A 25323-nucleotide genomic window follows, 5' to 3' on the forward strand; every position below is an offset into this window, starting at 1 on the left:
CGGAACGGGAAATTCCGTCGATCACCGAGGACGCCGGGTGAAACGGTTCACGGCCGGCGGTAGCGAGTGAACAGGAAGCCGGCCTCCTCCAGCACGGAAGCCAGCCGGAACCGTTCCGGTACCGCCAGGCCGGGCGCGTTCATGATCCGCGGCGCGTCCCCCGCCACCACCAGCGGCGCCAGCGACAGACACAGCTCGTCCAGCGCGCCCGCCGCGGCGAACTGGCCGAGCAGCCGCGGCCCGCCCTCCGTGAGCAGCCGGGTGAGCCCCCGGTCCGCGAGCGCGCCGGTCACCCGCGCGGGGTCCACCGCCGCACCTTCCCCGACGAAGATCACCTCCGCGCCGGCGGCGCGCGCCTCCCGCACCCGGTCGGCATCGGCGGCGGCACCGGTCAGCAGCACCGTGGGCACCGGCGGCTGCGTGAAGAGCGGCAGCGAGAAGTCCAGGTCCAGGCTCGCGGTCACCACGGCGATCGCCGGGGCCGGCCCCTGTCCGGCCGCCGCCCGGCGCGCCGCGAAGGCCTCCCTCGCCTTCGCCGGCCGGTACCCCTCCTGGCGCACCGTCTCCGCGCCGACCACCACCGCGTCGGCCAGCCCCCGCAGCACTCCGAAGATGCGCATGTCGGCGTCGCTGGAGAGCGGCTGCGAGCGGCCTTCGTGGTGCGCGGCGCCGTCCACGGAGGACACCATGTTGGCGCGCAGCCATCCGTGTGCCGCCGTGCCCCGCGCCCCCGCCCGCGTCTCCTCCGGATACGCGTAGGCGTCCGCCAGCTCGTCCAGCGTCCATTCCCGGTCGTCCATCCACTCCCGGTACCCCTCAGGCGGCGATGACACCACCACTCGGGCAGCTCCTTCGGGCGAAACATTTCCGGACGGCGCGGGCTGGGCTGGAGAAGGGAACAGACGTCGCATAGGCCGCAGTGTGGCACGGAGAAGGCCGTGTGACATGTCTCGCTCAGCGGCTTAGTCGCTGCCCCGCAGCGACTACCCTGGAGCGTTGTGTCACCTTCGAACCCCTCGTCGCCCTCGCAGCCCGCTCCGATAACCGGCCAGGCCGCCGCCGGCCCCTCGGACGACGCGGCTCCGGCCGCGCTCACCGCGCGTGCCCCGCACGTCCCCGCCGACCGGCTGGTCGCGGAGATGGTGCCGCCGCCGCGCTTCCAGAGCGCGCGCTTCGAGACGTACATCCCGGACCCGGCACAGCCCAGCCAGGCCGAGGCGGTGCAGGTGCTCAGCTCCTTCGCGGCGAGCATCGGAGGCGCCGCGAGCCCTTCGGGGGGCAAGCGGCGCTGGTTCTCGAAGAAGCCCGAGGCGCCCAAGGGGCCGCGCGGCGTCTACCTGGACGGCGGCTACGGCGTCGGCAAGACCCACCTGCTGGCCTCCTTGTGGCACGCGACGGCGGCCCCACCGGAGCTCAAGGCGTTCGGCACCTTCGTGGAGCTGACCAACCTGGTCGGTGCGCTCGGCTTCCAGGAGACGGTCCGCACCCTCAGCGGGCACCGCCTGCTGTGCATCGACGAGTTCGAACTGGACGACCCGGGCGACACGGTGCTGGTCTCCTCCCTGCTCGCCAAGCTGGTCGAGCACGGCGTGGCACTGGCCGCCACCTCGAACACCCTGCCCGGCAAGCTCGGCGAGGGCCGCTTCGCCGCCGCCGACTTCCTGCGCGAGATCCAGGGGCTGAGCGCGCACTTCCGCCCGCTGCGCATCGATGGCCAGGACTACCGCCACCGTGGACTGCCCGAGGCGCCCGCGCCGTTCGACGACCAGACCGTCACCCGCGTCGCGTACGCCACGCCCGGTGCCTCGCTCGACGACTTCCCCGCGCTGCTGGACCACCTCTCGAAGGTGCACCCGAGCCGGTACGGCGCCATGTGCGACGGCATCGAGGCAGTCTGCCTCACGGACGTACAGGCGGTGCCGGATCAGTCCACGGCGCTGCGGCTGGTCGTGCTGGCCGACCGGCTCTACGACCGGGAGGTGCCGGTGCTGGCGTCCGGCAAGCCGTTCGACGAGCTGTTCAGCGAGGAGATGCTCAAGGGCGGCTACCGCAAGAAGTACTTCCGCGCGATATCGCGTCTGACGGCGCTGGCGCGGGACGCCAAGCAGCTGACGGAGAAGTAGGCCCCGGGCGGCCCCGGCGCTCCCGCGAGGGCGCCGGAGGCCCGGTCAGGGCTCCCCGGGGCACTTCTACGCGCGTGGTTCCCGGCGGACGTGTGGCGTGGTACACACATGCGGTCATCACCTGTCCGCCAGCAGGGAGTTGCCTCATGTCCGCAACACGACGTCAGATGCTCGCAAGAACCGGCGCGGTGGGGGCGGGGATCGTCTTCTCCGGCGCCGTCTCGGAGATCTTCGCCGGCACCGCCAGCGCCCAGGGCATGGGCCGCGGCGGCTACGGACCGCTGGTTCCCGATCCGGACGGCCTGCTCGACCTTCCCAAGGGCTTCCGCTACAAGGTGCTCTCCCGGGAGGGCGCCCCGCTGCTCTCCGGAGAGGGCAAGGTGCCGAGCAACTGCGACGGCATGGCCGCCTTTCGCGGCCGCCGCGGCCACACGCACCTCGTGCGGAACCACGAGAACCGCCGCAAGTCGCGTGCCGCCGTGCCCACCGTGGACGGCATCACGTACGACCCCATGGGCGAGGGCGGCTGCACCGCCATCGAGGTCGACGCGCACAACGAGGTGGTCTCCGAACGGGTCGCCATCGCCGGTACCTCCACCAACTGCGCGGGCGGGCCCACCCCGTGGAAGACGTGGCTGACCTGCGAGGAGACCGAGTACAAGGCGGGCGAGGAGGGCTACACCAAGGACCACGGCTTCATCTTCGAGGTCGACCCGTACGACCCGCGCCGTACCGGGGCCGTGCCTCTTGAGGACATGGGCCGCTTCCAGCACGAGGCGATCGCCATCGACCCGCGGGACGGCACGGTCTACGAGACCGAGGACGCCTTCGAGAAGCCGTTCGGGCTCTTCTACCGCTTCCACCCGAACAAGCCGATGGGCGGCATCGGTTCACTGCGCGCGGGCGGCCGGCTGCAGGCCATGCGCGTTCCGGGGGTGAAGGACCTCTCCGCCATCCAGGAGACGGGCGCGACGTTCGACCGCATCGAGTGGGTGGACGTCCCGGACCCGCTGGCCAAGCAGACCGCCATCCGCTTCCAGGACTTCGGGCGCAAGGGCATCACACACGCCCAGAAGCTGGAGGGCTGTTACTGGGGCGGCTCCAGTGTGTACTTCGTGTCCAGCTTCGCGCACCGCGACGAGGGGTCGGCCGCCGACCACTACGGGCAGGTGTGGCGGTACGACCCGAAGGCGCGGCGGCTGACGCTGGTGGTCGTCTTCGGGCCCGACGCGGACCTTCAGCTGCCCGGCGAGTCCCCGGACAACATCTGCCTCGCGCCCAGCGGCGGCCTGATGGTGTGCGAGGACGGCGAGGGCGCCCAGCACGTCTTCGGCGTGACGAGGAAGGGCTCGGTGTACCCGATGGCGCGCGGCCGGCAGAACATCGGGACGCCGGAGAAGCCGGAGTGGGGCGAGTTCGCCGGCGTCACCTTCGCGCCGGACGGACGCACGATGTACGTGAACTGCTACACGCCGGGAACGACGTTCGCGGTGACGGGGCCGTTCTGACGCGCTGACGGGGCCGCTCCGGCCCCGGCCGCCGTGCGCCCGAAGTGACCGCGTACCGCCTGTCCGCTAGCCCGAGCAGGCGGTGCGCTGGGCCTCCTGCCACTCGCAGCGCGGGCACAGGACGATGCCCGGCGTGGACTCCGGGTACTCGGTGGACGCCCGGCACAGGACGCACTCCGCGAACGGCTCCTCATGGGCCGCCGCGGGTGCCTCTTCATGGGAGGCGACGCGTGCTTCCTCGTGGGAGGCGGCGGGTGCCTTCTCTCGGGAAGCACCGGACGTCTCCGCCCGAGACGCATCGGGGGTCTCCTCCCCGGGGCCCGCGAGCGGTGCGTCTTCGGGATCCGGGCGCTGGCTGTCGGTCGGCATGATCCTGAGCCTAAGCCCTGTGCCCGGGCCCCGGGCGCGGCTCAGGTGCGGCGGGAGCTGAGCGCGCAGGCCCCGGCGACGGCCGCCGCCGCGATCAGTGCGGCGATGCCCAGCGGCAGCCAGGGCACCGTGACCGTACCGCGGGGCGAGCCGGTCACCAGGCCGCTGACCGCGGCGTTCGCGGGCGAACCCGCGGCGACGAGCAGCAGCAGGGCGGCCAGCGCGCCCGTGGGGATCGCCCAGCCCGGGCTGCGCACCACCGGCCGGTTGGCCAGCGCCCCGACGGCCGTGCCCAACAGGACGCAGCACAGGGCCGTGAGCGCCCCGGCGAGGATCGCGGGCCCCATCGGTACGGCGACGCGATGGTCGGCGCTGTGCGGATCGGAGACCAGCGCGGTGAAGGCCGTACCGAGCACCCCCAGCGCCGTCGCGGCCAGTGCGGCGACGGACACCGCCGCCAGGTGCGCGCGGCCGGGGCCGACGGCCGCCGCGGTGCAGGCCCGGGCGGCGGGCGGCTCGGCGGTCACGCCGGCCCGCACCAGCCACGCGGCCACGGGCAGCAGGGGTGCCGCGACGTATCCGAACCCGTCGAGCACCGGGTCGCCGGCCCGGATGCCGATCGCCACGTACGCGGCGTACAGGACGGCGGGCGGCAGCCAGCGGTGCGAACCGATGAGCAGCGCGAAGTGGTAGCGGAGCAGCGGGATCACGGGGATTCAGGCCTCGGTGCGGTCCGGTCGGTACGGGCTTCTTCGGGGGTCACGGCGTGGATGTGCCAGGGCGGGCGGGCCGTCAGCAGGGCGTGCAGCAGCGTGTCGGAGTGCGCGGCATGCACGGTGAACCGGGTCGTGCCGTCCGGGCCGGGTGCGGTGACGGGCGCCCCCGGGAGACTCTCGGGCGGTACGGCGCCGGGCGGTCCCTGCGCCACGACGGTCACGCGTGGGCCCGGCGCTGCGCCCGCCGTGCGCATGGCCGTCTCCTGGGGCCGCAGGCGCGCGTCCACGACCCGATAGGAGGCGTCCGCGGCACCGGCCAGGCGTGCCGGGTCGTGGTCGACGAAGACGACGGTGCCGCCCGCCGCCACGCGCTCGGCCACCGCACGGTCGAGCGTGCCGCGCGCCGTGCGGTCCAGGCCGGTCCACGCCTCGTCCAGGACGAGCAGTTCGGGCTCGGCGAGCAGTGCCTGCGCCACGGCGACTTTCTGGCTGGTGCCCTTGGACAGCTCGGCGAGCGGCGTACGGGCGTGACCGGCCGCCCCGAAGCGCTCCAGCCACTCCGTGGCCCGGCGGGCCGGCTCGGCGCCGCGCAGCCCGTGGACGCGCCCGAGGTGGCTGAGGTACCCGAGGGCGGTGAAGGGCAGCGCGGCGGGGAAGCGCTCCGGTACGTACGCGGTGCGCGGGCGTCCCGTGACTCGGCCCGTGCTGGGCGCGTCGATGCCGGCGAACAGGCGCAGCAGCGTCGACTTGCCGCTGCCGTTCGTGCCCTCGAAGCGCAGCAGCGTGCCGCGCGGCACTTCGAGGTCGACGTCGCGCAGCACCCAGGGGCCGCGCAGCCCGTACCGCCGCCCCACCTTGTGCAGCTTCATGCGGATCCGCCTCCGTGCCGGCGCTCGTTCCTCAGCCGTTCGAGGCCGTTGCGGGCTTGGCCTCGCTCGGGCGCACGATCACGAAGCCCTCGCCGTCGAGGCGCAGCTGTACGGCCTCCCCCGAGCCGCCGCGGATCATCGACCCGACGCTCTGCGAGCGGTGCAGCGAGGTCGTCAGGGCGGCGCTCCAGCCGACCACCGCGTCCGTGTCGGCGTAGACCGGCAACTGCGGGCTGACGGGGATGACGATGGGGTTGCCCTCGCACATCACGCCGAGCTGGCCGTGGCCGGTGAACACGGAGTTGAAGAGCCCGCCGCCGGTCATGCCGGCGCCCTTCACGACCTTTATCTCGTAGGACAGCGTGGAGTCGAAGCACAGGACGTTGCGCCCGTTGAGCGTGATGCTGTCGCCGGGGGCGAGGTCCACGATGAAGCAGTTCTGCGCCTCGTGCGCGAACCACACCTCCCCCTGACCGCGCACGGCCATCAGGGCCAGCCCCTCGCCGGTGACCGCGCGCTTGAGGAACTTGCCCACCCCCTGGCCCTGCTTCTCGAACTGGAGGTTGCCGCGGAAGGCGACCATGGAGCCCTGGCGTGCGTAGCACTCGCCGTCCACCGCGTACTTGATGGACTTGGCGTTCTGCAGCGTCATACCGGGGGCACTGGCCTGCGTGACCAAATGCTCGGACGAGAAGAGTTCGCTCTGCATGAGGGGGATGATCGCCCGGAACGTTTCCCTCCGCCAACAGCGGCCGGACGGACGCCGGGCTCCGGCCGCCTCGCCGGGGGAATGTCGGTGGCGGCTGGCAGACTGAATCCGTGAGCAACACCGAGACTCCCCTGAGCAGCACCGATACCACCGTGAACAGCGGCGAGGCACCGGGCACCCCGGCCGCGGCGGACAGCGGGCCGCCGCCGGCCGCCGCTCCGCGCCGTGCGGAGGACGACCGCGACGCGGCACCGCAGTTCGTGCTGCCGCTGGTCGTCCGCCTGGAGAAGGCCGCACCGCCGGCGCGTACGGACGCGCTGGAGGCGGCCGCGCGTGCGGTCCTCGTGCTGCTCTCGGACGAGCGCTCGCTCGGCGAGGGCGAGTGGGCCGCGGCCGTGCGGGACTGGCAGGACGCGCGGATCCGCAAGGTCGTGCGGCGTGCACGGGGCGCCGAGTGGCGCCGCGCCGCGGCGCTGCCGGGCATCACGGTCGACGGCGGCTCCGCCGAGGTGCGGGTCTTCCCGCCGGTGCCGCTGGACGGCTGGCCCAAGGAGCTGGCCAAGCTCCAGGTCTCGGGGACCGAGCTGGACGACCCGGAGCCGCCGGCCGCCCCCGACCCGGACGGCCCGGTGCTGTGGCTGAGCCCGGATCTGGAGATGTCGGCGGGCAAGGCGATGGCCCAGGCGGGACACGGCGCGCAGCTCGCATGGTGGGCGCTGTCCGAGGCCGAGCGCGCGGCCTGGCGCACGGCCGGCTTCCCGCTGGCCGTCCGTACGGCGGCCCCGGACCGCTGGGCGGAGCTGACCCGCAGCGACCTCCCCGTGGTCCGCGACGCGGGCTTCACGGAGATCGCCCCGGGCTCCTGCACGGTGGTCGCCGATCATCCGGCGCTGCGGTAGCGCGGTGATCGCCGACCGGACGGCGCCGCGGTAGCACCCGGCGCCGGGGCGGTGCCGCGGGTGGGCGGCCGCGGCACCGTCGAGCGCTGCGTCCGGCGGTCGTCCGGTGCCCTTCCGACGTCCGTCCAGGGGCCCCGGCAGTGGTCCAGAGACCGTCACGAGGCGCCCGGTTGTCACGCAAGGACCGTCCGACGGGCGTCCGGCGGTGGTGCGGCGGTCGCTCAGAGGTCGTTCCACGTGCGGCGGTTGCGGGCGACGGTGTGGATGCGGTCGACGGCCGCCGGGGCCAGTACGCCGCCGAGCGTGCCGAGGGCCATGACCGCCTGCGCGCCGGCCACCAGACGTACCTCCGGCTCGCAGTGCGCGCCCGCCTCCTGCTCCTCCGGCAGCTGTTCGATGCAGCGAGGACCGACGAGCACGAGTACGGGGTGGACGGGTACGGGGAAGCCGCAGCCACGGGTCAGCGCGTACGTCGCGCGCACGGCACGCTGACGGGTTCGGCGCACGTACGGCTGCGGGCGCCGGCCGTACCCAGGGTGCACATCGGTGGCGTCGGCCCGTACCCGCGCGCCGCGCACCGCCTCGGTGGCGAGGCAGAAGACGCCGCCCGGCCCGATGAGGAGGTGGCTGATCTCGCTCCCGGACGGCAGCGGCAAGGAGTGCAGTACGTGCCAGCCGCCGCGGCCCAGCCGCTCCAGTTCCGCGCCCACCGCGCTCTCCGCGGCGAGCCGGCGCCGCCAGTCGTCCTGCACGGGGCGGCGGCCGAGGAGCCTGGCCCCGAGGAGGGCAGGGCCGTCGAGCGGGTGTTCGGCGAGGAAGGTGCGCAGCGTCTCCCCCGGGCGGTTCGGTGCGAGGTCGTCGTCCGGCGGGAGGAACAGCCGGTCGGGGTCGCGCGGCAGGAACAGCCGGTCGGGGTCGCGCGGCAGGAAGAGCCGGTCCTGGGCGGGTGGCCGGAAGTGCCGGTCGGGGTCGTCCGGTGTCGGCTTCACGGACATCACCCCTTGCGGGACTCGCCTCCGGCGGGAGACCGCCGCCCTGCGGGACCCGCCCCTCACCCATGGGACCAGCCGCGTACGGCGTGGGCAAGAGCGAGTGAAGCTACGCAGAAGGGGGGCCGTCAACGTCCGCAGAGGGGTGGGAACGAGCGTCCGTGCGTGGTACATCGTGATGATGCCGATGTCGACGTTGAACGAAGCGGACCTCGCGGATCCGTCCCGGCTCGAAGCCGCGCTGCGCGCCAATCTGGCGGCGTTCGAGCGACGCGAGGTACCCGTACCGGAAGGCGTGCGGAGCGCCGCCGTGTGCCTCACCGTGGTCCCGTTCCGCGACGAGCCGCACGTCCTGGTGATCAAGCGGGCGCCGCGCGGCCGCAACGCCGGACAGTGGGCGCTCCCGGGCGGCCGCCTGGACGGGGCCGAGTCGGCACAGGAGGCGGCGCTCCGGGAACTGGCCGAGGAGACCGGCGTCGAGGCCGGCCCGGAGGAGGTCGCCGGGCTGCTGGACGACTTCCGTACCGAGTCCGGCTTCGTGATCACGCCGCTGGTCGTCGTCCCCCGGAGCCCTGTGCAGCCGCGCCCCGACCCGAAAGAGGTGCAGTCACTGCACCACGTACTGCTGCGGCGGCTGATGAAGCCGGACCTGCCGCGGTGGGCGACGGCTCCGGACGGCGGGCCGCTGCTGCAGATGCCGCTGCGCGCGGGGATGGTGATCCACGCGCCGACCGGCGCACTGCTGTGGCAGTTCCGCGAAGTGGCCCTCCTCGGGCGCGCGACGCGGGTCGACACGGTGGCCCAGCCGGAGTTCACCTGGCGGTGAGCCGCCGTGCGGTGGGCGACCGCTGCCCTTCGGGGCGGGCGCCCCGCGGCACGTGGGCACCACGGGCCACGTACCGTTTCTTACGTGCTCACCTCACTTCTCGGCTTCACGGTCGTCGCCGCGCTGCTGACCGTCTCCCCCGGCCCGGACTTCGCGATCGTGCTGCGTACGGCACTCGGCTCGGGGCGGCGCGCCGCGCTGTGCAGCGCCCTCGGCATAGCGGCCGGGTGCTTCGTGTGGGGGCTCGCGGGCGCGGCCGGGCTCACGGCGATGCTGTCGGCGTCCCGGGTCGCGTACGACGCGCTGCGGATCGCGGGGGCCGCGTACCTGATGTGGCTCGGCCTCCAGGCGCTGCGCAGCGCCCGACGCGCGGCCCGGACGCCCGCCGGGGAGGGCGCCGAGGGGCCCGTGGAGGACGGGGCCGCGGCCACCGCGCCGCAGACGCCGTGGCGCGCTTTCCGCACCGGCCTGCTGACGAACGTGCTGAACCCGAAGGTCGGCGTGGTGTACATGTCCCTGCTGCCGCAGTTCATCCCGCACGGCGCGCCGGTCGTGGCGACCACCCTGATGCTGGTCGCCGTCCATGCCGTCCTGGGCGTGGCCTGGCTCGGCGCGGTCACCCTCGCCGTCCACCGCGCGCGGGCCGTCTTCCACCGCCCACGGGTCCGCCGCCGCCTCGAACAGCTCACCGGGACGGTCCTCTTCGGACTCGGCGCCGCGGTGGCCGTGGAGACCACCCGCTGACGGGCGGCGGGCCACCAGCGGCACCGGCTCCCCGGCCCGCGGGCCGCGTATCCGTACGCCGCGGGGGACCCGCCTCCGGACGCCACAAGGCGCACGTCTCCGGACGCCGCGGAAAGCGAGCCTCCGTGCGCCGCGGAAGACGCGCGTTCGTGTGCCGCAGAAGGCAGGTACGCGTGTGCCGCGAGAGGCGGGCACACACACGCCGCGCCACGCGCGTATTCGTACGGCGTGCAAAGGCGGGGAAAAGCTCAGATCCGGCTCTGAACTCGGCGGACCGACGGTTCGTCCTCCTCAGAGGGGTGATGAGTACGGAAGCACCCGGGAGTCGGAGCGGAGGGGGAGCGATGGAGCAGCCAGGGCGAACCGGGCACGCGGAGCGCCGCCGGGAGCGGCGTACCGGCCCGGAACCCGGATACCGGCTGGGCACCGGCATCGGGTGGCGGCCCGAGATCGCCGACGGGATCGCCGCGCTGCCCGGGATCGACTGGGTCGAGGTCGTCGCGGAGAACATCTGCCCGGGCCACCTCCCGCCCGCCCTCGAAGCCCTGCGGGCCCGCGGCACCACCGTGGTCCCGCACGGCGTCTCCCTCGGGCTGGGCGGCGCCGAGCGGCCGGACGCCGGCCGGCTGGCCGCGCTGGCCGAGCGCGCCGAGGCGCTCGCCGCTCCCCTCGTCACCGAGCACATCGCCTTCGTGCGGGCCGGCGGCGAGCTGACCGGCGGGCCGCGCATGGAGGCTGGGCACCTGCTGCCCGTGCCCCGTACGTACGACGCGCTCGACGTGCTGTGCGAGAACGTCCGCATCGCGCAGGAGGCGCTGCCGGTCCCGCTCGCCGTGGAGAACATCGCCGCACTGATCAACTGGCCCGGCGAGGAGCTGACCGAGGGGCAGTTCCTCGCCGAACTCGTCGAGCGGACCGGCGTACGGCTCCTCATCGACGTGGCGAACCTGCACACCAACCACGTGAACCGGGGCGAGGACCCGGCGTCGGCCCTGGACGCGCTGCCCGTGGAGGCGGTCGCGTACGTCCACGTCGCGGGCGGTTTCGAGCGGGACGGGGTGTGGCACGACAGCCACGCGCACCCCGTGACGCAGCCCGTCCTGGATGTGCTGGCCGAGCTGTGCGCCCGTATCACCCCGCCGGGCGTCCTCCTCGAACGCGACGAGAACTTCCCGCCCGTGGCGGAGCTCGCCGCCGAGCTGGCTGCCGTACGAAGCGTCGTGAAGGAGGCCGGTGCCCATGACCGAGCGACTGCCTGACCCCCGGCCCGGCGCCCGGCCCGGCGCCCGGACCACTCGCGCCCCCCTGAACGTACGGGAGGGGACCGCGCTCGACTGCCACGCCCTCGACCAGCACGTATCGGAGGGGACCGCGTCCACCCGAAGCGCATCGGACAACGACGCGGCCGCCCGAAGCACATCGACAGCCGACCAGGACGCGGCCGACCGGAAGGCATCCGGCCGGGATGCGTTCGCCTCCCGAGGGACCGAGGCGGCGCGGCGGCGGCTGGCCGCGGCACAGGAGGAGCTGCTGGCCGCGCTGGTCGCGGACGGCGCCGATCCGGCGGGGTTCGACGCCGAGCGGCTGTCCGTGCAGCGGCGCGCGCTGGCCGCCAAGCGGGCGGACGTGATCGCCGCGGTCGCTCCGGAGCTGCCCGGCATACTGGGAGCGGACTACCGCAGCGCCTTCCTGGACTACGCGCAGGGCCGGCCGATGCGTGGCGGCTACCGGCGCGACGCGCTGGACTTCGCCGGCCATCTGCTCGCCCTCGGCCTCCCGGCGCACCCCACGGCGCGGCGGCAGCTGACAAAGTGGTGGCGCGACCGTGCGGGCCCCACCCCGCCGTCGGACCGTCCCGCGGCACGGCTGACCCGGCTGGCCCGCACGCTGACCGGCCGGCTGCCCCGGCCCGGGGGCGAGCGGCCGGCCGGGGGCGGCACGGCGGGCGGCGGCCGGAGCGGGACCCTGAACGTGCCGGAAGGTGCCTCGCGGGTGGAGTATGTCGGCAGACCCCGGAGTGGGAGGTAATCACGTTGTCCTTCGCGCAGTTGGTGTACCTGGCCGTCGCCGCGTCCTCAGTGGTGCTCATCGCCGGTACGGTCCACACCCGCCGCGCCGCGCCGTCCCCCCGGGCGGTGCTCGTCGACGTGCCCTCGCACGACCTCTGGGAGAACGCTTTCCTCGCCGGCGGCCCCGGCCGGGTCGCCGACGCGGCGATCGCCGGGATGCACAGCGACGGCCGGCTGGCGATCGGCGGCCCGGGAACGGTCTCCGCGCGCCGTCCAGCCGTCTCGCACGACCCGGTCGAGTCCGCGGTGCTGGAGGGGCTCGCGCGGACGCCTGGCGGCGCCCTGGCGCGGCTGCGCCCGACGGTCATGCGCAGCGGGGCCGTCCAGCAGATCGGCGACCGGCTGGCCGACCGCGGCCTGCTGCGCCGCCCGGAGGCCGGCCGGCCGTGGCGGCAGCTGGCCCGGCTGCAGATCGGCGCGTGCATGTGCGTCTTCTTCCTCGGCATCTTCCAGTCGGTGACGGGTGCGCTGGACGACGGTGCTCCGCAGTACCCGCAGAACATGCCGTTCGTGCTCAAGGTGACGCCCGCGGTGTTCGCGGGGATCTTCATCGGCACGCTGTGCCGGAATGCCGTACGCCGTCGCATCACCAAGGACGGCAAGCGCGCCCTGAAGCGCTTCCGTACGGCCAACAAGGCGGCCGCCGCCGGCCCGGCGGGCCTGCCCGCCGCGCTCGCCGTGGCCGTCGGGGGCGCGGCGCTGCTGACCGACCGGGCGCTGCGTGAGCACCTCCTGGAGGCGCAGCGGGCGGCGCGAGGTCCCGCGGCGGCCAACGCGATGTCCGCCAACGGGTCGTCGCCGGGGACGGGCTGGAGCGGCGCCGGCGACACCGGCGGCCTGTGGTGCGGCTCCTCCGGCGGCGGAGCGGGCTGCGGCAACGCCTCCTGCGGCGGCTCCGCCTCAGGCACCAGCGGCTCCTCCTGCGGGGGCGGCCACTCCTCCGGCGGTCACAGCTCAGGCGGTCACTCCTCCTGCGGAGGCTCCAGCAACTGACCCTTCGGGGCGGGGCGTCCGCAGCGCCCCGAAGGGGTCGTGGAGCGTGTCCTCAGAAGCGCTGGGGGTCCCGGAGGTGAGTCGTCCGCCTGCTCGCAAAGTCGTCAACGTACCAACGAGGGGCGGCTGTTGAGTCGTGGTTCGGGGAACAAGGGTGCGGGCCGGGGCGCGCGGATTAGCGTGCGGGAGCGCACCAGGAGGCACCATGCGATCCGTCACCGGAACCGGACTCGTCGTCGCCGCACTCGTCGCGACGGCAGCCGCACTGCTCTTCCCCATCCTGTCCTTCGCCGGGCTCTCGGCGGCCGGCACCGACATCAACGCGGGCACCGTGGCCACCCGTTTCGGCCCGCTCTCCGCCCTCGACCGCGACTTCGTCAACAAGGTCCGGCTCGCCGGGCTCTGGGAGCTGCCGGCCGGGCAGCAGGCGCGGGAACGCGGCACAACGAAGGCCGTACGGACGGCGGGCGATCACCTCGTGAGCGGCCACGCGGCGCTCGACCGCCACGTACTGAGGGTGGCGTCACAGCTGGGCGTCGACCTGCCCAACCAGCCCAACGCCCAGCAACAGGGCTGGCTCTCGGAGCTGGAGGCGGCGCGCGGCAGCGAGTACGACCGGAAGTTCGCCAACATCCTCCGGCTGGCGCACGGCAGGGTCTTCACGGTCGTCGCGCAGGTCCGCGCGACGACGCGCAATTCGCTGGTACGCGGGCTGGCGGACGATGCCAATACGACCGTGCTCGACCACATCACCGTGCTGGAACGCACCGGCGACGTGGACTTCGACGGCATCGCCCGGGACACCCAGGCCACCGGCTCGCCGACGCCGCCGGCCACGCCCGCGCCCGCACCGCCGTCCCCGGCCGCGCCCGCGGCACCCGCGCCGCCCGAGCCCGCCACCCCGTCCGCGGCCTTCTCCCTGCCGCCGGCTGCCTCCACGCCCGCGCCGGGCTCCCCCGGCCGCGGCGGACAGGGCCAGAGCGGCGGACAAGGACAGGGTCAGGAGAGCCGAGGGAAAGGCCAGGAGAACCGGCAGCGGGGTCAGGAAGGCCGGGAGGAGCAGCGGGGGCAGCAGGGGGCGGACGAGGACCGGCAAGGCCGGGACGGGCGCCCACCCCGAGAGCAGCAGACCCGAGAGGGGCAGGAGGGGCAGCGCGGCCCGGGCGGGCCCCAAGGTGGGGCGGCACATTCGGCGGCGAATGGGTGAGGTGGCCGGTCCCGTGCAGGGGCGTGCGGGGGTCTTCGGGTATCCGCCGCGCGCCCCTTCAAGGTCTCTTCCGGGGCATCCCTTCCGACACCGGCGCCCGGTGCTTTACATCATCAAATTGCCGCTCAAGTATCCCTTTTGTCACACCCGATGACGCCCGGCCGGAGGCGGCACGGTGACCCACGAAGGGACGGCTTGTGAAGGCAGTAGCGTTGTTCGGCACCATCGGGTCACTGGTTCTGGGCACTCTGGCAGCCGCACCGGCGGCCGGGCTCCCCGCGCCCGCAGCCGACCCCTCACCCGTGTTCCCGTCCACCTCCGCACTCCCGTCCGCCCCCTCACCCGCCCCCGCGAAGATCTCCTGGGGACGCTGCCCCGCCGCGGAGCACCTGCCGTCCGGCGTGGAGTGCGGCAAGGTCCGTGTGCCGCTGGACTACGCGCACCCCGAGGGCAAGAAGATCGACCTGACCGTCAGCAGGCGGCACGCCACCGGCCCCAAGAAAGAGCGGCAGGGCGCCCTCCTGTACAACCCCGGCGGCCCCGGGGGCAACGCGATGCCCTTCCCCATGTACGCCGAGCTGCCCGAGTGGCGCCGTACGGCACGGGCGTACGACTTCGTGGGCTACGCGCCGCGCGGCGTCGCCCGGTCGGCACCGCTGTCCTGCGAGGACCCGAAGAAGGCCGCCGGCAAGGCCCCCTCGGACAGCCCGGTGCACCCCTCGGAGCGCTTCAAGCAGAAGAAGATCAAGGAGGCGCAGGCGTACGCCGAGGGCTGCGCACGCCGGTCCGGGGCGGCGCTGAAGCACTACAACACGCTGAACAACGCGCGTGACCTGGAGATGCTGCGGGCCGCACTGGGCGAGAAGAAGCTCACCTTCATGGGTGCGTCGTACGGCACGTACCTCGGGGCCGTCTACGCGACGCTGTTCCCGGGGCACGTGCGCCGCATGGTCTTCGACAGCGTGGTGAACCCGGACCCGGACCAGGTCTGGTACCGCAACAACCTCCAGCAGAACATCGCCTTCGAGGGGCGCTGGAAGGACTGGCGCAGCTGGGTCGCCAAGCATCACAAGACCTACGGCCTGGGGAAGACGGCGGAGGCGGTCGGCCGGTCGTACTACCGCGCGGCCGCGCAGCTGCGGCGCAAGCCGGCTGGCGGCAAGGTCGGTCCGGCGGAGCTGCAGGCCGCGTTCCTGACGGCCGGCTACAGCGACCACTACTGGCCCATCCGGGCCGCCGCGCTGTCCCGGTACCTCAAGGGCGACCCGAAGCCCCTGATCGCGCAGGCGGCGCCGGACCCGGCGGACGCGGTGGCGGACGAGAACGGCGACGCGGTCTACACGGCCGTGGAGTGCAACGACGCGGTCTGGCCGCGGAACTGGTCCACGTGGGACCGCGACAACACCATGGTGGCCCGGGTCGCGCCGTTCGAGACCTGGGACAACGCGTGGATGAACCTGCCCTGCGCCTTCTGGCCGCGGTCCGCGCACGAGATGGGGCAGCGTCCGCTGGACGTCCGTACGGCCCCCGGGGCGCTGCCCCCCGTACTGCTGCTGGCGGCGGAGCGGGACGGCGCCACGCCCTACTCGGGCGCGCTGGAGCTGAAGCGGCGGCTGGCCGGGTCGCGGCTGGTCACCGAGCGCGACGCCGGGCAGCACGGCATCGCCTTCAGCAAGAACGACTGCGTGAACAAGTACACCGAGGACTACCTGCTCACCGGGCGGGTCCCGGAGCGCGACGCGTTCTGCAAGCCGCACGCGGAGCCCGAGCCCGGTGAGAAGTGAGCGCGAGCAGCGAGAGCCCGGCCGGCAGCCGCACTGAAGGGCTCCGGCCGGCGGCTCTACTGAAGGGCCCCGGCCGGCAGCCGCACTGAGGGGCTGAGCCGGCCGCGGGGCCGAGGGCCGTCAGGCCAGCCCGGCCACCAGCTCCGCGACCGGCTTGCGGCGGCCGGTGTAGAACGGGACCTCCTCGCGGACGTGCATCCGCGCCTCGGAGCCGCGCAGGTGCCGCATGAGGTCGACGATGCGGTACAGCTCGTCGGCCTCAAAGGCGAGGATCCACTCGTAGTCGCCGAGCGAGAAGGACGGCACGGTGTTGGCGCGCACGTCCGGGAAGCCGCGGGCCATCTTGCCGTGGTCAGCGAGCATCCGGCGGCGGTCCTCGTCGGGCAGCAGGTACCAGTCGTACGAGCGCACGAACGGGTACACGCTGACGTAGTTGCGCGCCTCCTCGTCGGCCAGGAAGGCCGGGATGTGCGACTTGTTGAACTCGGCGGGGCGGTGCAGCGCCATGTTCGACCAGACCGGCTCCAGGGCGCGGCCGAGCTTGGTGCGGCGGAAGAGGTTGTACGCCTCCTGGAGCGCGTCCGAGCTCTCCGAGTGCCACCAGATCATCACGTCGGCGTCGGCGCGCAGGCCGGACACGTCGTACGTGCCGCGGACCACGACGTCCTTGGCGGCGAGCTGCTCGATCAGCTCGTCGACCTCCTCGGCGTAGCCGCTGCGGTCCTCGGGGAGGGCGGCACGCAGCTTGAACACCGACCAGAGCGTGTAGCGGATGACCTCGTTGAGGTCCTTCGCCTTCTTGCCGGCGTTCGGGGTCTTCTCGGGCGCGGGCCCAGGGGTGGCGTCAGTCATGCGTCCATTCTCACTCGCTCGCCGGGGTGCCCGGCGCCGGGGTCGGCGCGCCGTGCGGCACCGGGTCGCTGCTCCGGGCGGCATCGGGGGCGCCGCGCCGGGCGGCGTCAGGGTGTCAGGGTGGCCAGTACGGCGTCGGCGGCCTTCGTGGCGCTCGCGACGCAGGCCGGGATGCCCACGCCCTCGTAGAGCGCGCCGCACATCCGGAGGCCGGGGAGCCGTTCCACGGCCTCGTGGATGCGCGCCACCCGCTCCAGGTGGCCCACGGGGTACTGCGGCAGGCCGCCGTCCCATCGGGTGACCGTGGTGTCGACGGGCCGGGCGGCCAGCCCCACGGCCTCCCCCAGGTCGCGCAGCGAGAGGTCCACCAGCTCGGCGTCCTCGCGCGCCAGGTCGGCGGTGTCCCCGTAGCGACCGATGGAGGTACGCAGCACGAAGAGGTCCGGATCGGCGGCGTCGACCCAGCCCCACTTGTTGCTCGCGAAGGTGGCGGCCTTGATCCTGTGCCCGTCGACCGGCGGCACGAGGAAGCCGCTGCCGGTGAGCTGTCCCTCGATGTCGGCACGGCGGAAGGCCATGGTCATCAGGGCCATGGAGGCGTACTCGACGCCGTCCAGCTCGGTGGCGGCGGCGGGGCTCTCGTGGCGGAGGAGGCGGGCCGCGGCGGGCGCGGGACAGGCCAGCACGACGGCGTCGGCCGTCAGCGCCCGGCCGCCCGTGCGGATCTCCCACGCGGCCTCGCCCGCACGCCGTACCTCGTCCACGGCCGTGTTCAGGACGATCTCGCCGCCCTTGGCGCGCACCGCGTCGGCTACCGCGCCCGGCAGCGTCCCGATGCCCCCGTCGATGCCCATGAAGACCGGCCCGGCCGCCGCGGGCCCGGTCTGGTGCACGGTGGCGGCCGTGCGCGCCTGGAGGGCCCGCACCCCCTCGGTCAGGGAGCGGTGGTTCCGCGCGGCTTCGAAGAGCTGCGGGACGGCGGCCCTCATGGAGATGCGGTACGCGTCGCCCGCGTACACCCCGCCGAGCAGCGGTTCGATGAGCCGGTCGACGACCTCGCGGCCCAGCCGCTCGGCGACGTACGCGCCGACCGCGACGTCCTCGCCGACCTCGGTGCGCGGCAGTTCCGCGTCCTCCTCGATGCGCGCGAGGCCGGCCTCGGAGAGCACCCCGGAGGCGGCGAGCGGCGCCGGGTCTCCGGGGACGCCCATGACGTGGCCCTTGGGCATCGGGCGCAGCGCGCCGCGGGTCCAGAGGGAGGCGGTGGCGGTGGACGGCGGCTGCAGCCGGTCGCCGAGGCCGACGGCGCGCGCGAGCTCGACCGCTTCCGGGCGCCTGGCGAGCATCGACTCGGCGCCGAGGTCGACCGGTACGCCCGCGACCGCGCCGGCCTTCAGCTTGCCGCCGAGCCGTCCGGACGCCTCCAGTACCGTCACCCGCGCGCCGCCGTCGAGCGCGCGGTGCGCGGCCGTGAGGCCCGCGATGCCGCCGCCGATCACGACGACATGACCGGGCGCGTGGCCCGAACGACCGGGCGCCTGGCCCGTACCGGTATGCGCAGTGCTCATGCCCCCACTCTCTCAGAGCACGACCGGCACTCGGACGGCACCTCACCGGCGTCCCCGTGGGCGAGCGGCCCACCTCACCGGCGGCCCTTCCCGAGGGGGACGTCAAGGGCTGACGGGGCGGGGCGGATCCGGATGACGGGGCGGGCGGTACCGGCTGACGGACAGGCGGCACCGCCTGACGGACGGGCCGCACCGACAGGCGGGCGGGCCGCACCGACAGGCGGGCGGGCCGCACCGACAGGCGGGCGGGCCGCACCGACAGGCGGGCGGGCCGCACCGGCCGATACGCGAGCCCTGGGCACTGGTCCGGCCCTCAACTAAGCTCGCCGCGGCACGGACGGACCGACCGGAGGTGGGGGCGCCATGGCCCTGCGCGACCCGCAGGCCGGACGCGACAGGCTCGACGGACCCGACGCGCGCCGTGGCCCCGAGCGGTCGGCGGCCGACCGGGTGCTCGCGCTGCTCGGCGCCTTCGACGACGCGCACCGCAGCCTGACCCTGACCGCGCTGGCCCGGCGGGCCGGCCTGCCGCTCGCCACCGCGCACCGGTTCGCCGCCAAACTGACGGAGTGGGGCGCGCTGGAGCGCCGCGCGGACGGCCGGTACGAGATCGGGCTGCGGTTGTGGGAGATCGCCGTACTGGCGCGGCGCGGCGTGGGGCTGCGTCAGGCCGCGCTGCCCTTCATGGAGGACCTCTACGAGGCGACGCACGAGAACGTCCAGCTCGCCGTGCGGGACGGTCTGGAGACGGTGTACATCGAGCTGATCTCGGGCCGGTCCGCGGTCGGGGTGCGCACCCGGGTCGGCGCGCGCTGGCCGCTGCACGCCACCGGCGTGGGGCTCGCGCTGCTGGCGTACGCGCCGCCCTCCGTGGTCGCGCAGGTCTGCGCCGCCCCGCTGCGCCGCTTCACCGAGCGCACGATCGGCGACCCGGCGCTGCTGCGGTCGGTCCTGGCCGACGTACGCACCTCCGGGGTGGCGGTCAGCGAGCGGCAGATCACGATGGACGCGGTGTCCGTGGCGGCGCCCGTCCGCGGCCCGGACGGACGGGCGGTCGCCGCGCTCTCGGTCGTCGTCCCGGTACGCGAGGGCCGCGCGGCACTGCTGGCACCGGCGGTACGCGTAGCAGCGCAGGGCATCGCGCGCAGCCTGCCACCGGTCCTCTGACCGCCTACTGAACCTCGCGCGCCCGGGAGCCCCCGCGCGCTCGGCGCCCCTCGTGCCCGGGTGCCCCGGCCCCCTCGCGCACCGGGAACCTCCGCTCACTCGGGTCCCCTTGCGCACCGAGTGGCACCCGCGCAACCCCCGTGCACGCATGTTTCCAGCTGCTGGAAGGGGCCCTTGTCCGCTCCTGAGGCACGCCGCAGAGTCTGGTGGACCCCGGGGGCCGCCCGGGGCCCCGTGCGTCGAGGAGGCCACGCCATGCCCGTTCCCACCGCATTCGCCCGCGACCAGTGGTACGTCGCCGCGTACGCCGGCGAGGTCGGCGGCGAGGAGGTGCTCGCCCGTACGGTCTGCGGGGAGCCGCTGGCGCTCTACCGCACGCCGGACGGGCAAGCCGCCGCGCTCGCCGACCGCTGCGTCCACCGCCGCTACCCGCTCTCCGAAGGCACGCTGGAGGACGGCCGGCTGGTCTGCGGCTACCACGGCTTCACCTACGACCGGGCCGGCACCTGCGTCTCCGTACCGGGCCAGACACGGGTGCCGCGCACCGCGCGCGTCGCCTCGTACCCGCTCGCCGAGCTGGACGGGTTCATCTGGGTGTGGATCGGCGACCCGGCGCGCGCCGACGTGTCCGCCGTGCCCCGGGCCCCTTGGCTCGCCGACCCCGAGTGGACCGTGGTCCGCGGCATGGAGCCGCTCAACGCGCGCTACGGGCTGCTCGTCGACAACCTGCTGGACCTCTCGCACGAGACGTTCCTGCACGCCGGCTACATCGGCACCCCGGAGGTCGCCGCCACCCCGATCACGACCGAGGCCGACGAGGAACGCGGCATCGTCCGGGTCAGCCGGCACATGGACGACGCCGAGTGCCCGCCCTTCTATGCCGACTCCACCGGCCTGAAGGGGCGGGTCAGCCGCTGGCAGGACATCGAGTACCACGCGCCCTGCCTGTATCTGCTGCACAGCCGGATCGCGCCGGTCGGCTCGGTACCGGGCGCGGACGGCAGCGACCCGGGCGCGTTCCACACGGAGATCGCGTACGCCATCACGCCGTCCACCGAGACCACCACGTACGACTTCTGGCTGGTGGCCCGGGACTTCGCCCGCGAGGACGAGAAGGTCAGCGACTTCCTGCACGAGTTCAACCGCACCGTCGTCCTTCAGGACGTGACGGCGCTGGACATCCTGGAGCGGGTCACGGCCGAGGAAGAGGGCCGGAGCGTCCAGGAGCTGAGCGTCGGCATCGACACGGGTGGCCTGGCGGCACGGCGCATCCTGGAGCGGATGATCGCCCGGTCGGAGAGGCCGGACGCGGCCACTCCGCCGGCGGGGGCACCGGAAACGGTGGCGGAGACGGTGGCGGCCCGATGAGTGACCCTCTCCTCGACCCCCTCAGCCGACTCGACACCCTCGACCTCCTCCTCGTCCGCAAGCAGGCCGTCGCCGAGGGCGTGTGCGAGCTGTCGCTGCGCCTCCCGGACGGCGGCGCGCTGCCCGCCTGGTCCCCCGGCGCGCACCTGGACCTGCACCTCGCGCCGGGCCTCGTACGTCCGTACTCGCTGTGCGGCGACCCCGCCGAACGGACCGAGTGGCGGGTCGCGGTGCTGCGCGAGACCGCGGGCACCGGCGGCTCGTCGTACGTGCACGACCGGCTCGCGGCCGGCGACAAGGTCACGGTCTCGGCGCCCCGCAACCACTTTCCCTTCGCGCCCCCGGCCACCCCTGCCGCCCGCTGCCTCTTCCTGGCCGGCGGCATCGGCATCACCCCGCTGCTCCCGATGATCGCCGGCGCACGGGCCTCCGGGGCGGACTGGCGGCTGCTCTACGGGGGCCGCACACGTGCCTCCATGGCATACGCCGACCAACTCGCCGCATACGGGGAGCGCGTCACGCTGCGCCCCGAGGACGAGTTCGGGCTGCTGGACCTGGCGGGCTTCCTGCGCGATGCGGACGCGGCAACACAGGTGTACGCGTGCGGCCCCGAAGCGCTGCTCGCCGCGGCCGAGGAGCAGTGCCGCGCGGCGGGCCTGCCCGACGGCGCACTGCACCTGGAACGTTTCCGCCCGCCGCCGGCCGCGGTCGGCGCAGCAGGGAACAACGCGGCTGGAGACGACGCGGCCGGGGACGAGACGGCCTTCGACGTCGAACTGGCCGACTCGGGCCGCACCGTACGCGTACCGCCCGGGCGCTCGGTCCTGGAGGCACTGGAGGAAGCCGGTGTCCAGGTGCTCTCGTCCTGCCGCGCCGGCACCTGCGGCACCTGCGAGACCGAGGTCCTCTCCGGCACCCCCGACCACCGCGACCAACTCCTCACGGAAGCCGAAAGGTCGGCCGGCGACACCATGCTCATCTGCGTCTCCCGGGCCCGCACCCCTTGCCTGCGGCTCGCTCTCTGACACCGGAACGGGCCCGGCCGCCGGGCCCGTTCCGTCCTGCCCCTGGTGCGCATCCCGCACACCGTGCAAGCTGTCATGCCCCTGCTGATGCCCTGCTTCTGCCCCTCCCCTCCCCTGCCTCTGCCCCTGCCGTACGTACTGGCCGTGAAGGGATCACCGATGCCGCGCTTCTCCCCCGCTCCGGCCACCCGGTCCGCCGACGCACCGCCGACCGGACGCGGCCGATGGCAACCGCACCACACCCTGTGGGCGATGCTGCTCGGCGGCTGGCTCTTCTCGTACGCCGACCGCTCGATCACCGGGCCCGTCGTCACCTGGCTGATCGAGAACGACCACGGGATGCTCGGCTCCGCCACCCATCCGCACGCGCTCGGCGGCCTGATCGGCAGCCTCTTCTTCGCCGGGTACATGCTCACGCAGTTCCCCGGCGGCTACCTGGGCGACCGCTTCGGACACCGGTCGATGATCGCCATCTCCCTGCTCTGGGCGGGCGTCACCACCCTCGCCAGCGGGTTCGTCGGCGGGCTGCTGGCGTTCGTCGTGCTGCGGGTGCTGACCGGGCTCGGCGAGGGCGTCTTCTACTCCAACGACCGGACGCTGATCGCCCGGCACTCGCCGCCCGAGAAGGCGGGACTCGGCATGGGAGTGGCGATCACGGGGCTGGCGCTCGGCCTGACCGTCGCCACGATCGGCGCGCCCTACCTGATCGACTGGGGTGCCGGCACGTTCGGGACAACGGGCGCGTGGCGCATGCCCTTCCTCGTGCTGGGCGCGGCAACGCTGGTCTTCGGGCTGGCCATGACCGGCTACCTGCGACGGCTCGGCGGCCCGCTGAAGGCCGGCGGACCGGCCCTGCGGCTGCTCGGCATCTCCGTGGTGCTGTGCGCCGCCGTGATGGCGGTCTACCTGATCGCCGACGGGCTCGGCCTGCCCGCCTGGGGCGTGGCGGTCGCCGAGTGCGCCCTCGCGTTCCTCCTCATCGGAGCGGTCTTCGCGCGCCGCGGCACCCGCATGGGCTCCGTCGCCCGCAACCGCAATGTGCTGCTGCTGTGCTTCGCGTTCATCGCGGTGATGTGGAACCTGTGGTTCTTCAGCTTCTGGTCGGTGTCGATCGTCGCCGACGCGGCGACGAGCTCCTTCGCCAAGGCGGCGCTGGTGGCCACCTTCAACGCGGGCGCCGGCATCCTCGGATTCCCGGCCGGCGGCTGGCTCTCCGACCTCGCCAAGCGCCGCGGCTGGGGCCGCCGCCCGATGATCGTGGCCTCCGTCGTCGTACAGGGGCTGCTGGTCGTGGTCTTCGGCGCCTACCTCCAGCTGGCCGGCAAGCCGTCCCTGGTCCTGATGTCCGTACTGCTCTTCGTCACCAGCCTGGTCTTCAACGCGCTCCAGCCGATGGTCCACGCGCTCCTCAACGACGTGGTCGACCCGGCCGAACGCGGCGCCGCCTTCGGCCTGTTCAACCTCGTCAGCGAGATCGGCGCGGTGGTCAGCCCCGCACTCGGCGGCGCCCTCTTCGACGCGTACCGCACCTGGGTACCGGCGATCTACCTGGACGGCGCCCTGATGCTCGCGAGCGCAGCCCTGTACGCCCTGGTACGGGAGACCACCACACCGACACCTTCCCCGGTCACCGCCTAGCCCCCGCGCCCAGAGCGCGGCGCAGGTACTCCCGCATGAGCAGGGCACGCGACCGCCGGTGACTGTTTGCCTTGTCCCAGTCGCCGTACCGGTCGACGGCACGCAGCTGCTCCAGCACGGCGCGTGGCAGTTCGGCGCCCGCCACTGACGCGCTAAATCCTGGCCTGGACGTATTTCGCGATCTCCACCAGCCGCGGCTCATCCTCCGCCGGCATGAAGTAATCATTCTCCCTGACATGCGCGAGAAATTCGTCCGGAAGCTTCACGTGGTGAGTCCGCACGTAGAACCAGAGGTCGCCTCGCCAGAGCCACTCTCCGTCGCTGAGGATCGAGTCACCGCCCAGGATGGTCTTCCCGGTGCCCAGAACGTCCTCGGAAGATCCCATGACGCTGAAGATCTCATGTCCTGCGAGGAGATATTCGGCGATTTGCTTGTCATCTTCGTAGGGTTCCGGAGACAGGAAGTCTCGAACGCTCCCCACAGGCTTGCCGAACGAGGGCGCCCAGAGTTCCTCGAAGAAATCCGCGATCTGCATACTAGTTACTTTCTGTCAGCGCACCATGGGCAGGAACGTCCGCCAGTATCCCCCACCGAAGATGGACGGAGTCTGACCGGGGCCGAGCCTGCCGCTCACGCCCACTTTGTTCGTGGGAGCCATCACAGGGACTCCCAGTTCATTGGCTACGGACTGGGCTGCGGGGATGTCCAGTGCGCCCTCGGCAACCGTTCCGGTGTGACACGACACGAGCCGTACGGGGCCCCCGTCATAGCTCGGGTTGGCACGGATCGCATCAGCGATGTGCGTCGGATGGGTGTCCCCGGCGGGGAAGCCGGCACCGGCCTCATTGACCCGGCCAGGCTCGAAGAAGCCTTGATTGTTTCCGTGTACGACCACGTCGTGGTACCCGTCGAGGGGTTTCACGTAGTCGAAATTGACCCGAGTGTTCCGGTCATAGCCGATAGCCGTCCTGCCCTCCCTGAAGTAAACCGGGTCCCCAGTGGAGAGGACCAGATCACCAGGCTCCTTGGGTGGTGCCGGGACCGTGGATTCAGGCGCGACCCGGGCTTCGTAGCCTCGTCGGGTCCCCATGTCGGCTGCGTCCCGCCCCGAGGCGGCGGCCGGTTCCGAGGCGTGCGAGCCGTCATGGCCGTCAGGTACGTGATCCCCACTGCCGTCAGGCGCGTGGTCGCCGCCCACCGGCTCATCGGAGGCAGGGCGGTGGCCGTCCGGGTCATGTGACTGCGGCCCGTCGGGCGTGTGATCGGTGGTGTGTCCGGCATCAGACGCGTGACTCCCACCGTGCGCCGCGCCATCACCGGAGTGACCGCTGTGGACGGGTTGAGTGCGGGCGCCTTGGCCGGCCGGATCGCCTGCGGAGTGCGTGGCACCACGGGCAGCGTCGTCACCGGCATGTCCCGCACCGTCCACGGCGTGCGTGCCCGCTCCGACGAGAGCGGGCTCCTTGACCGGGCTGTCCACATGGGACATCTCGGTCGGCTTGACGCTGGAGTCGCTCAACCGCTGGGGTGCGTCGGCGGCATGCTGAACGGTGTTGCCGTGCTCGTCCAGCAGGCTCCCGTCACCGTCGAAGTACCTGGCCGGCTCGCCCGGGTTGGTGGGCAGCCTGGTGGCGTTCTCGGGGAGCGCCGGGACGTCGTCGGGGAGTCTGACGTTGCCGTCGGGCAGCCTGGTCGCGCCTTCGGGTACGGCCGCGCCCTCGGGGAGACGCACGGTGCCGTCGGGGAGCTTGAGCGAGCCCTCGGGGAGCTTGATGGCGTCCGCGGGGAGGGCCGGTACGTCGATCTTGCCGATGCCCTTGATGCTCTTGGCGATGTCGCCGATCTTGGACAGGCCCGCGCCCGCCCCCTTGGCCACGTAGGTCATCGGGTCGATGACCT

The 25323-nt window shown here is 73.5% G+C and carries 22 protein-coding genes and 2 pseudogenes; 13 read left to right on the top strand and 11 right to left on the bottom strand.

The window, feature by feature from the left end; genetic code table 11:
- Positions 1–47: 47 nt before the first annotated feature.
- The gene (locus ACIGQF_RS35725; RefSeq protein ID WP_399719345.1) at positions 48–800 is read right to left on the bottom strand and encodes a pyrimidine reductase family protein; all 753 of its coding nucleotides are present in this window, start codon (positions 798–800) and stop codon (positions 48–50) included.
- Between the two features lie 240 nt (positions 801–1040).
- Here ACIGQF_RS35725 and zapE point away from each other — a divergent pair, with 240 nt between their 5' ends.
- Complete coding sequence (gene zapE / locus ACIGQF_RS35730; RefSeq protein ID WP_399719425.1) at positions 1041–2123, top strand: cell division protein ZapE; 1083 nt, start codon at positions 1041–1043, stop codon at positions 2121–2123.
- A gap of 146 nt (positions 2124–2269) precedes the next feature.
- Positions 2270–3631 carry an alkaline phosphatase PhoX gene (locus tag ACIGQF_RS35735; RefSeq protein WP_399719348.1) on the top strand — a complete coding sequence of 454 codons (1362 nt, stop codon included), beginning with the start codon at positions 2270–2272 and terminating at the stop codon, positions 3629–3631.
- A 66-nt stretch (positions 3632–3697) separates the two neighbouring features.
- Here the strand turns inward: ACIGQF_RS35735 and ACIGQF_RS35740 are convergent, their stop codons facing one another.
- Genes ACIGQF_RS35740 through ACIGQF_RS35755 form a run of 4 tightly spaced genes read right to left on the bottom strand, consistent with a single transcriptional unit; the run spans position 3698 to position 6294 of the window.
- Positions 3698–4000 carry a hypothetical protein gene (locus tag ACIGQF_RS35740; protein WP_399719427.1) on the bottom strand — a complete coding sequence of 101 codons (303 nt, stop codon included), beginning with the start codon at positions 3998–4000 and terminating at the stop codon, positions 3698–3700.
- Between the two features lie 41 nt (positions 4001–4041).
- Entirely contained in the window at positions 4042–4710 is a 669-nt protein-coding gene (locus tag ACIGQF_RS35745; RefSeq protein ID WP_399719349.1) for an ABC transporter, read from the bottom strand.
- The gene (locus ACIGQF_RS35750) at positions 4707–5585 is read right to left on the bottom strand and encodes an ATP-binding cassette domain-containing protein (protein WP_399719351.1); all 879 of its coding nucleotides are present in this window, start codon (positions 5583–5585) and stop codon (positions 4707–4709) included. The genes ACIGQF_RS35745 and ACIGQF_RS35750 overlap by 4 nt, the downstream gene beginning before the upstream one ends.
- A gap of 31 nt (positions 5586–5616) precedes the next feature.
- Positions 5617–6294, bottom strand: coding sequence for an AIM24 family protein (locus ACIGQF_RS35755; protein ID WP_399719354.1), 678 nt, complete (start codon positions 6292–6294; stop codon positions 5617–5619).
- A 110-nt stretch (positions 6295–6404) separates the two neighbouring features.
- On the opposite strand from ACIGQF_RS35755, the gene ACIGQF_RS35760 reads away from it, so the two are divergent.
- Positions 6405–7193 carry a peptidyl-tRNA hydrolase gene (locus ACIGQF_RS35760; protein ID WP_399719358.1) on the top strand — a complete coding sequence of 263 codons (789 nt, stop codon included), beginning with the start codon at positions 6405–6407 and terminating at the stop codon, positions 7191–7193.
- A gap of 221 nt (positions 7194–7414) precedes the next feature.
- Here the strand turns inward: ACIGQF_RS35760 and ACIGQF_RS35765 are convergent, their stop codons facing one another.
- The gene (locus tag ACIGQF_RS35765) at positions 7415–8182 is read right to left on the bottom strand and encodes a nuclease-related domain-containing protein (protein WP_399719361.1); all 768 of its coding nucleotides are present in this window, start codon (positions 8180–8182) and stop codon (positions 7415–7417) included.
- Between the two features lie 187 nt (positions 8183–8369).
- On the opposite strand from ACIGQF_RS35765, the gene ACIGQF_RS35770 reads away from it, so the two are divergent.
- The 6 genes and pseudogenes from ACIGQF_RS35770 (at position 8370) to ACIGQF_RS35795 (ending at position 15805) form a co-directional block, all read left to right on the top strand.
- Positions 8370–9008 (top strand): NUDIX hydrolase, encoded by a 639-nt coding sequence (locus ACIGQF_RS35770; protein WP_399719364.1) that lies wholly within the window; start codon positions 8370–8372, stop codon positions 9006–9008.
- Between the two features lie 84 nt (positions 9009–9092).
- Positions 9093–9752 carry a LysE family translocator gene (locus tag ACIGQF_RS35775; RefSeq protein WP_399719367.1) on the top strand — a complete coding sequence of 220 codons (660 nt, stop codon included), beginning with the start codon at positions 9093–9095 and terminating at the stop codon, positions 9750–9752.
- Positions 9753–10171: 419 nt separating this feature from the next.
- Positions 10172–11780, top strand: a pseudogene (locus ACIGQF_RS35780) (DUF692 domain-containing protein).
- A gap of 5 nt (positions 11781–11785) precedes the next feature.
- Positions 11786–12814, top strand: a complete 1029-nt coding sequence (locus ACIGQF_RS35785; protein ID WP_399719369.1) for a TIGR04222 domain-containing membrane protein — start codon at positions 11786–11788, stop codon at positions 12812–12814.
- Between the two features lie 205 nt (positions 12815–13019).
- The gene (locus tag ACIGQF_RS35790; protein WP_399719372.1) at positions 13020–14021 is read left to right on the top strand and encodes a DUF4142 domain-containing protein; all 1002 of its coding nucleotides are present in this window, start codon (positions 13020–13022) and stop codon (positions 14019–14021) included.
- A 197-nt stretch (positions 14022–14218) separates the two neighbouring features.
- Positions 14219–15805, top strand: coding sequence for an alpha/beta hydrolase (locus ACIGQF_RS35795; RefSeq protein ID WP_399719375.1), 1587 nt, complete (start codon positions 14219–14221; stop codon positions 15803–15805).
- 120 nt (positions 15806–15925) lie between these two features.
- Here ACIGQF_RS35795 and hemQ read toward each other — a convergent pair whose 3' ends face one another.
- Together hemQ and hemG are read right to left on the bottom strand one after the other, a co-directional pair.
- Positions 15926–16657 (bottom strand): hydrogen peroxide-dependent heme synthase, encoded by a 732-nt coding sequence (hemQ, locus tag ACIGQF_RS35800; protein ID WP_361565261.1) that lies wholly within the window; start codon positions 16655–16657, stop codon positions 15926–15928.
- Positions 16658–16764: 107 nt separating this feature from the next.
- Complete coding sequence (gene hemG / locus ACIGQF_RS35805; protein WP_399719377.1) at positions 16765–18225, bottom strand: protoporphyrinogen oxidase; 1461 nt, start codon at positions 18223–18225, stop codon at positions 16765–16767.
- Between the two features lie 363 nt (positions 18226–18588).
- On the opposite strand from hemG, the gene ACIGQF_RS35810 reads away from it, so the two are divergent.
- The 4 genes from ACIGQF_RS35810 to ACIGQF_RS35825 all read left to right on the top strand — a co-directional run bounded on the left by ACIGQF_RS35810 (position 18589) and on the right by ACIGQF_RS35825 (position 23423).
- A complete protein-coding gene (locus ACIGQF_RS35810; RefSeq protein WP_399719380.1) occupies positions 18589–19392 on the top strand; it encodes an IclR family transcriptional regulator in 804 nt (267 codons plus the stop codon).
- A gap of 255 nt (positions 19393–19647) precedes the next feature.
- Positions 19648–20760 (top strand): Rieske 2Fe-2S domain-containing protein, encoded by a 1113-nt coding sequence (locus ACIGQF_RS35815; protein WP_399719383.1) that lies wholly within the window; start codon positions 19648–19650, stop codon positions 20758–20760.
- On the top strand, positions 20757–21785 hold the full coding sequence (locus ACIGQF_RS35820) for a PDR/VanB family oxidoreductase (RefSeq protein ID WP_399719386.1): 1029 nt from the start codon (positions 20757–20759) through the stop codon (positions 21783–21785). The genes ACIGQF_RS35815 and ACIGQF_RS35820 overlap by 4 nt, the downstream gene beginning before the upstream one ends.
- 144 nt (positions 21786–21929) lie before the next feature.
- The gene (locus ACIGQF_RS35825; RefSeq protein WP_399719388.1) at positions 21930–23423 is read left to right on the top strand and encodes an MFS transporter; all 1494 of its coding nucleotides are present in this window, start codon (positions 21930–21932) and stop codon (positions 23421–23423) included.
- On the opposite strand, the gene ACIGQF_RS35830 is transcribed toward ACIGQF_RS35825, so the two are convergent.
- The 3 genes and pseudogenes from ACIGQF_RS35830 to ACIGQF_RS35840 form a co-directional block, all read right to left on the bottom strand.
- A complete protein-coding gene (locus tag ACIGQF_RS35830) occupies positions 23413–23568 on the bottom strand; it encodes a hypothetical protein (RefSeq protein ID WP_399719391.1) in 156 nt (51 codons plus the stop codon). The genes ACIGQF_RS35825 and ACIGQF_RS35830 overlap by 11 nt on opposite strands.
- A 7-nt stretch (positions 23569–23575) precedes the next feature.
- A complete protein-coding gene (locus ACIGQF_RS35835) occupies positions 23576–23959 on the bottom strand; it encodes a hypothetical protein (RefSeq protein ID WP_399719394.1) in 384 nt (127 codons plus the stop codon).
- A 15-nt stretch (positions 23960–23974) separates the two neighbouring features.
- Positions 23975–25323: pseudogene (locus ACIGQF_RS35840) on the bottom strand (hypothetical protein); the annotation flags it as partial.

It is taken from the genome of Streptomyces sp. NPDC053560, from assembly GCF_044544605.1.
Taxonomy (GTDB): Bacteria; Actinomycetota; Actinomycetes; order Streptomycetales; family Streptomycetaceae; genus Streptomyces.